The following is a 6,777-nucleotide window of genomic DNA, read 5'->3' as shown; positions in this document are numbered from 1 at the left end:
ACCGTAGATCAACAGGGGCGCGGCCAGCGGCTCGATCACCACCACGAGCCCCGTCAACCCTCGCCGACCAGCACAAACAGGATGCAACTAGCCCACTGATATCGGTGTGTCCGGGTAGGCGGGATGCCCCGATTTCAATGAAGCCGAGCCGATCACGACGGCCTTGGCGTCGAGCGCGACGTGGGCGGCGGTAGATCACGACACCCTTGGCGTCGAGCGCGTTGTGTCCCCCGGTGGATCACCACGGCGTTGGCGTCGAGCGCGACGTGGCCGGCGGTAGTTCACGGCGGCGTTGGGGTCGAGCGCGACGGTGCCGGCGGTTGAATCACGACGGCGTTGGCGTGGCGGGCGGGAGTTGACCAATCGACACGAAACCGCGCCTCCGAGGCGGAGGCGCGGTTCGGGGACGTGTGAGGTCAGGCGACGTGGCGTTGGGCCGGGACTGTCGACTTGTGTGGGCGACCCAGTCGGGCCTCCAGTCGGGCGACGTCGACCCGGGCGTGTCGGCGGTCGGCCAGGTCCTCCCAGCCGACGGCGAGCAGTCGGAGTCGTTCAGACTCGCTGAAGCCGCCCCAGACGCCGTAGGGCTCGCGGACTGACAGGGCGTGCGCGGCGCACTCGGCCCGCACCGGGCAGGCGCGGCAGACTGCCTTGGCGGAGGACTCGCGACGCAGTCGGGAAGAGCCTCGCTCGCCGTCGGGGTGGAAGAACTGGGCGCTGTCCCGGCCCCGGCAGGCACCGAGTCGCTGCCAGTCCCAGAGATCGACGATGGGTCCGGGCAGTCTACGTACGTTCGACATCAGCACCCCTCCTCCCGCGCGGCTCCGCGAGAATCCATATGGCCGGCATCCGGGCGGCGGGCCGCGCAGGCGCACCGTTCCCGGCCTGGCCCTCCCGGTACCCGGACTCTCGTCGACTCACACGTCTGTGATCGAAAACGTCCTAGAAATTGCGGCTTTTGCCCCAACTGTCGGAAAAGTTCGAAGGATTGCCGGGAACCCCCTCCCCAGCCGACCCCGTCATGGTCTGCTCGTTGGCGGAGAGGAGACCACAGTGCGTACCGTTCTTGTGTGCGTTCGGACACCACTCGCGGCCCAGCACCTTACTTCTGCTGCCGCGCGGCTGGGGTTGTCCGCAATCGTTCGTACCGCCGTCTCTGATCCTGAGGTGATGCTGCGGCTCGCCGAGCGACCGGCTGACGTGGTGCTGGCTGATACGGCCCTGACCCGGCCGGACAGCGCCGGCTTCGTGCGTCGGGTACTGGCCCGCGCCCCGCAGGCCGCGGTGCTGTTGCTCGGCACCGAGGAGTCCGAGGCCGCGGCGGCCACCATCAGCGCCGGTGCCCGGGGTCTCATTCAGAATGTCGACCACGACCTGACCAGCGCGGTGGCGAAGGCGCTGCTGCTGCTCACCGCCCCCGGACGGGCGTCGCGGCAGCGGATCACCGATCCTGCCCGGGACGCCGCGGCAGTGGGTGGTTCGGGCCGCTCGGGGCCGTCACCGCGTGGCTCCGGCGATCCCGGCTGGGCGGCCACGCCCGGCGAGGGACAGGCGGGTGTGCCGTCGGTGCCGGTGCAGCGGGGTGACGACGAGGCCGAGTCGGCGACCGGCGAGTCGTCGGCGGAGCAGGCCGATCCGGCCCGGCCCGCGCCCAACGCCCGGCCCAGCCGGGCGTCGATCGGGCTGACCGAGCGCGAGCTTCAGGTGCTGCTCGGCATGGCCGAGGGCAAGAGCAACGCGGAGATCGGTCGGGAGTTGTTCGTGTCGGAGGACACCGTCAAGACGCACGCCCGCCGGTTGTTCCGCAAGCTTGGCGCTCGGGACCGGGCACACGCGGTGGCAGCTGGCTTCCGGGCCGGCCTGGTCGCCTGAGGCCCGCCGCCGTCACTCGGTGGCGGTCGGGGCGCCCGGCTCGTCCTCGGTGCCCTCGGTCAGGGTGTCGTGCACCCCGTCGGCGTACCCCCGGGCGTAGTCCCAGGTCACGTAGTGGTCTGGGTCGGGGTCGTAGGCGGGCTCGTGCACCCGGGGCCGACCGGAGTTGAGCAGGTGTCGCAGGTTGCCGCGGAGCAGGTCCCAGTCGAAGTAGTGCGGCTCCCGGCAGTCCTCGCATTCGATCACCAGCCCGCGGACCCCGATCGGGGCCAGCAGAGCCTGGTAGATCTCCAGGTCGGCGAGGTCTTCCAGCACATCCTGCCGCTCGACGTCGGTCAGCGGATCCGGCGTCGCGTCGTCGCCCGGGTCATCCAGACCCGCTGTCGGATCGGCCGGGTCGCCGTTGAACGGGTCGATGGGCTCGTCGTGCACCCCCTCACCGTAGACCCAACGCGGCGCGAACGTCCGCCCCCCGGCCTTGCGCCGGGCCGGCCTGCCACGGACGGGTCGCCCAGCTCACTGGGTACGATGAGGCGACGTGCCGGCACCGTGGCGTGCTCCGGTGCCCGCACGCGCCACCTCGCTGAAGCCCATTCGAGCAGCTCAGGGGAGCAATCGTGGAAAATTCGCCCAGCACCGACTTTGCGGCCGGCGCCGAGTACGCCGACCTGGGCGGCCACCTGCCCGAGCTGCCGGCCGGCTCTGCGCGGGTGGTGCCGCTCGGTCTCACCTTCGACGACGTGCTGTTGCAGCCGGGCGAGTCGGACGTCGCCCCCAGCGAGGTGGACACCCGCACCCGGCTGACCCGGGAGATCGAGATCGCCATCCCGCTGGTCTCCAGCGCGATGGACACGGTCACCGAGGCACGGATGGCGATCGCGATGGCCCGTAACGGCGGCATCGGCGTCCTGCACCGCAACCTCTCGATGGAAGACCAGGCCCAGCAGGTCGACCTGGTGAAGCGTTCGGAGTCGGGCATGATCACCAATCCGGTGACCTGCTCGCCGGAGGACACAGTGCGCGACGTGGACCGGCTCTGTGCGAAGTTCCGGATCTCCGGCCTGCCGGTCACCAACGCCAGCGGCGCACTGGTGGGGATCATCACCAACCGGGACATGCGGTTCGTCTCCGATCCGTCCACCCCGGTCCACGAGGTCATGACCAAGACCCCGCTGATCACCGCGCCGGTCGGGGTCACCAAGGCCGACGCGCTCGACCTGCTACGCAAGCACAAGGTCGAGAAGCTGCCGCTGATCGACGAGGGCGGCCGGTTGCGCGGTCTGATCACCGTCAAGGACTTCACCAAGAGTGAGCAGTTCCCGCTGGCGACGAAGGACTCCTCGGGTCGGCTGCGGGTCGCCGCCGCGATCGGCTTCGGTGAGGAGTCGTACAAGCGGGCTCGGACCCTCGTCGACGCCGGGGTGGACGTGATCGTGGTGGACGTGGCGCACGGCCACAGTCGGGCCATCGTCGAGATGATCCAGCGCCTCAAGCGGGAGACCGACGTTCAGGTGATCGGTGGCAACTCGGCCACCTACGCCGGTGCCCGCGCGTTGGCCGAGGCCGGCGCGGACGCTGTCAAGGTCGGGGTCGGCCCGGGGTCGATCTGCACCACCCGGGTCGTCGCCGGGGTCGGCGTACCGCAGATCACCGCGATCATGGAAGCGGCCCGTGCCTGCCGGCCGCTGGGTGTGCCGGTGATCGGTGACGGTGGCATGCAGTATTCCGGTGACATCGCCAAGGCCCTCGTGGCCGGTGCCGACTCGGTGATGCTCGGCAGCCTGCTCGCGGGCTGTGAGGAGAGCCCCGGCGAGCTGATCTTCATCAACGGCAAGCAGTACAAGTCCTACCGGGGGATGGGCTCGCTCGGTGCCATGCAGAGCCGGGGTGTGCAGAAGTCCTACTCCAAGGACCGCTACTTCCAGGACGACGTGATCTCCGACGAGAAGCTGATCCCGGAGGGGATCGAGGGGCAGGTCCCCTACCGTGGCCCGCTCGCCACCGTCGCCCACCAGCTTGTCGGCGGCCTCCGGCAGGGCATGTTCTACAGCGGCGCCCCGACCATCCCCGAGTTGCACCGGCGTGGCCAGCTGATCCGGATCACCGCGGCCGGCCTGAAGGAGAGCCACCCGCACGACGTGCAGATGACCGTCGAGGCGCCCAACTACCACTCCCGCTGATCCATCACCCCCAACCACCTGGAGTCCCCCATGCGTGACGTGGTCGAGATCGGGCTGGGCAAGACCGCGCAGCGCGGCTACCACCTGGACGACATCGCCATCGTGCCGAGCCGGCGTACCCGGGATGTCGACGACGTGTCGACCTCCTGGCAGCTCGATGCGTACCCGTTCGGCATCCCGTGCGTCGGCCACCCCTCCGACGCCACCATGAGCCCGGCCTCGGCGGTCCGCCTCGGTCAGCTCGGCGGTCTCGGCGTGCTCAACGTCGAGGGCCTGTGGACGCGCTACGAGAACCCGACGAAGGTGCTCGACGAGCTGGCCAGCCTCGACGAGGAGGCCCGCGCCACCAAGCGGCTCCAGGAGGTGTACGCCGAGCCGATCCGTCCGGACCTGATCGCCGAGCGGGTGCGCGAGCTGCGTGCCGGTGGCGGCACGGTGGCGGTACGGGTCTCTCCGCAGCACACCCTGGCGCTGGCCCCGGTGATCCTGGACGCCGGGGTGGACATCCTGGTCATCCAGGGCACCATCGTCTCGGCCGAGCACGTGTCGACCACCGACGAGCCGTTGAACCTCAAGGAGTTCATCGCCGACCTCGACCTGCCGGTGATCGTCGGCGGCTGCACGGACTACAAGACGGCGCTGCACCTGATGCGTACCGGCGCGGCCGGTGTGATCGTGGGCATCGGTGGCGACGAGTGGTCGACGACCGAGTCGGTGCTGGGCATCCGGGTGCCGATGGCCTCCGCGATCGCCGACGCCGCGGCGGCCCGTCGCGACTATCTCGACGAGACCGGCGGCCGGTACGTGCACCTGATCGCCGACGGTGACATCCAGACGTCGGGCGACATCGCCAAGGCGCTCGGCTGCGGCGCGGACGCGGTGATGCTCGGTGAGCCGCTGTCGCTCTGCGAGGAGGCGCCCGCCGGTGGTGCCTGGTGGCACTCGGCGGCGAGCCACCCGTCGCTGCCGCGGGGCGCGTTCGAGGTGGCCGGTGAGCCGCTCGGGTCGATGGAGGAGCTCCTCTTCGGGCCGGCGGACGAGGCGGACGGCCAGCTCAACCTGTTCGGTGGGCTGCGTCGGGCGATGGCCAAGTGCGGTTACCGCGACCTGAAGGAGTTCCAGAAGGTCGGCCTGGTCCTGGACCGCTGATTTTCACAGACGCTGGAAGGCCGGCCCCGCGCGATGCGGGGTCGGCCTTCGTCGCGCTACGCCCGCATCCAACAAAAGGCCGATACCGGTCGCACGGTCGGCGCCGCTGGCTACGCTCGTCCTGACCCGGGGACCCCGCGCGGGAGGAGTCAGCATGGTCCGGAGCGGACGGACGCCCACCGGCACCCGGCTGGTCGCCGCGCTGACCTGCGTCGTCGGGCTGGTGGTGGCCGGGTGTACGGGCGAGCACCGCGACGGGTTCCGGCCCGGCGCGGCCGACGCCGGTGACCCGTACGTGCCGGGGCGCGGTAACGGCGGCTACGACGTCAGCCACTACGGCCTGGACGTCCGCTACGACCCGTCGACCGACCGGCTGACCGGCCGAGCCGTCATCACCGCCACGGCCACCCAGGACCTGTCCCGGCTCAACCTGGACCTGGCCGGCCTCGCCGTCGACGCCGTCCGGGTGGGCGACGCGCGGGTCGACCACCGCCGCGACGACGGCGAGTTGGTGATCACCCCACGTGACGGTCTTCGGCGTGGTCAGCAGTTCACGGTGACCGTCGACTACGCGGGCGTGCCCACCGCCGCCGTGGACGGGTCGTTGGGCAGCGGCGGCTTCCTGCACACCGCCGACGGCGCGATCGCGCTCGGCCAACCCGACTCGGCCGCCACCTGGTTCCCGGTCAACGACCACCCGTCGGACAAGGCCAGCTACGACCTGGCGGTGACCGTGCCGGACGGCCTGGCGGCGCTGAGCAACGGAGTGCCCGGGCCGAAGAGCAGCGCCGACGGCTGGACCACCTGGCGCTGGTCGGAGCGCACCCCGATGGCCAGCTACCTGACCACGCTGGTGATCGGTGACTACCGGGTGGTGACCGCCACGCACGGCGGCCGGCCGATGGTCACGGCGGTGGCGGCGAGCCTGCCACCGGCCGGCGGCGCGGCCACCTCACTGGCCCGCACCGGCGCGATCGCCGACTTCCTGGCCAGCCGCTTCGGCCCGTATCCGTTCGACTCGTACGGCGGGATCGTGGTCGCCGACGACCGGGTCGGGTACGCGCTGGAAACCCAGTCGCGCCCGGTCTACGGTCCCGCGTTCTTCACCGACGATCGGCCCAACCCGAGCGTCGTGGTGCACGAGCTGGCGCACCAGTGGTTCGGCGACAGCGTGTCGGTGGGCAGGTGGAGCGACATCTGGCTGAACGAGGGCTTTGCCAGCTACGCCGAGTGGCTGTGGGAGGAACACGACGGCGGCCGGACCGCGCAACGCAACTTCGAGCTCCAGTACGCGGCCACCGACTGGTCGCAGCCGTCGGTCGAGCCCGGCCGGGAGCGGATGTTCGGTACGGCCGTCTACAAGCGCGGGGCGTTGGCCGTGCACGCGTTGCGACGGACTGTCGGTGACGAGGTGTTCTTCCGGATCCTGCGGACCTGGACCACCGAGAGGGCGGCGGGCAACGCGACCACCGCGGACCTCGTCGCGCTGGCCGAGCGGGTGGCGGGTCGGCAGCTCCGACCGCTCTTCGACGCCTGGTTGGTGGGTGGCTCAGCGCCGACACTGCCGTGACGGCGC

At 70.9% G+C, this 6,777-nt stretch carries 6 protein-coding genes; 4 read left to right on the top strand and 2 right to left on the bottom strand.

The window, feature by feature from the left end:
- Nucleotides 1-416 precede the first annotated feature (416 nt).
- A complete protein-coding gene (locus AB0C25_RS31515) occupies nucleotides 417-800 on the bottom strand; it encodes a WhiB family transcriptional regulator (protein ID WP_357247129.1) in 384 nt (127 codons plus the stop codon).
- Nucleotides 801-1,053: 253 nt separating this feature from the next.
- Here AB0C25_RS31515 and AB0C25_RS31510 point away from each other — a divergent pair, with 253 nt between their 5' ends.
- Entirely contained in the window at nucleotides 1,054-1,872 is an 819-nt protein-coding gene (locus AB0C25_RS31510) for a response regulator transcription factor (RefSeq protein WP_357378041.1), read from the top strand.
- Between the two features lie 12 nt (nucleotides 1,873-1,884).
- Here AB0C25_RS31510 and AB0C25_RS31505 read toward each other — a convergent pair whose 3' ends face one another.
- A complete protein-coding gene (locus AB0C25_RS31505; protein ID WP_357378039.1) occupies nucleotides 1,885-2,304 on the bottom strand; it encodes a DUF5319 domain-containing protein in 420 nt (139 codons plus the stop codon).
- Nucleotides 2,305-2,489: 185 nt separating this feature from the next.
- On the opposite strand from AB0C25_RS31505, the gene guaB reads away from it, so the two are divergent.
- The 3 genes from guaB to AB0C25_RS31490 all read left to right on the top strand — a co-directional run bounded on the left by guaB (nucleotide 2,490) and on the right by AB0C25_RS31490 (nucleotide 6,771).
- The gene (guaB, locus tag AB0C25_RS31500; RefSeq protein WP_357378037.1) at nucleotides 2,490-4,052 is read left to right on the top strand and encodes an IMP dehydrogenase; all 1,563 of its coding nucleotides are present in this window, start codon (nucleotides 2,490-2,492) and stop codon (nucleotides 4,050-4,052) included.
- Between the two features lie 30 nt (nucleotides 4,053-4,082).
- Nucleotides 4,083-5,201 carry a GuaB3 family IMP dehydrogenase-related protein gene (locus tag AB0C25_RS31495; protein WP_357378035.1) on the top strand — a complete coding sequence of 373 codons (1,119 nt, stop codon included), beginning with the start codon at nucleotides 4,083-4,085 and terminating at the stop codon, nucleotides 5,199-5,201.
- Nucleotides 5,202-5,355: 154 nt separating this feature from the next.
- Nucleotides 5,356-6,771 (top strand): M1 family metallopeptidase, encoded by a 1,416-nt coding sequence (locus AB0C25_RS31490; RefSeq protein ID WP_357378033.1) that lies wholly within the window; start codon nucleotides 5,356-5,358, stop codon nucleotides 6,769-6,771.
- The last annotated feature ends 6 nt before the right edge of the window (nucleotides 6,772-6,777 follow it).

It is taken from the genome of Micromonospora sp. NPDC048839 (assembly GCF_040649915.1).
Lineage (GTDB): Bacteria > Actinomycetota > Actinomycetes > Mycobacteriales > Micromonosporaceae > Micromonospora.
The sequence above is the reverse complement of the archived record's forward strand: the minus strand, read 5'-3'. Positions and strand labels throughout refer to the sequence as shown.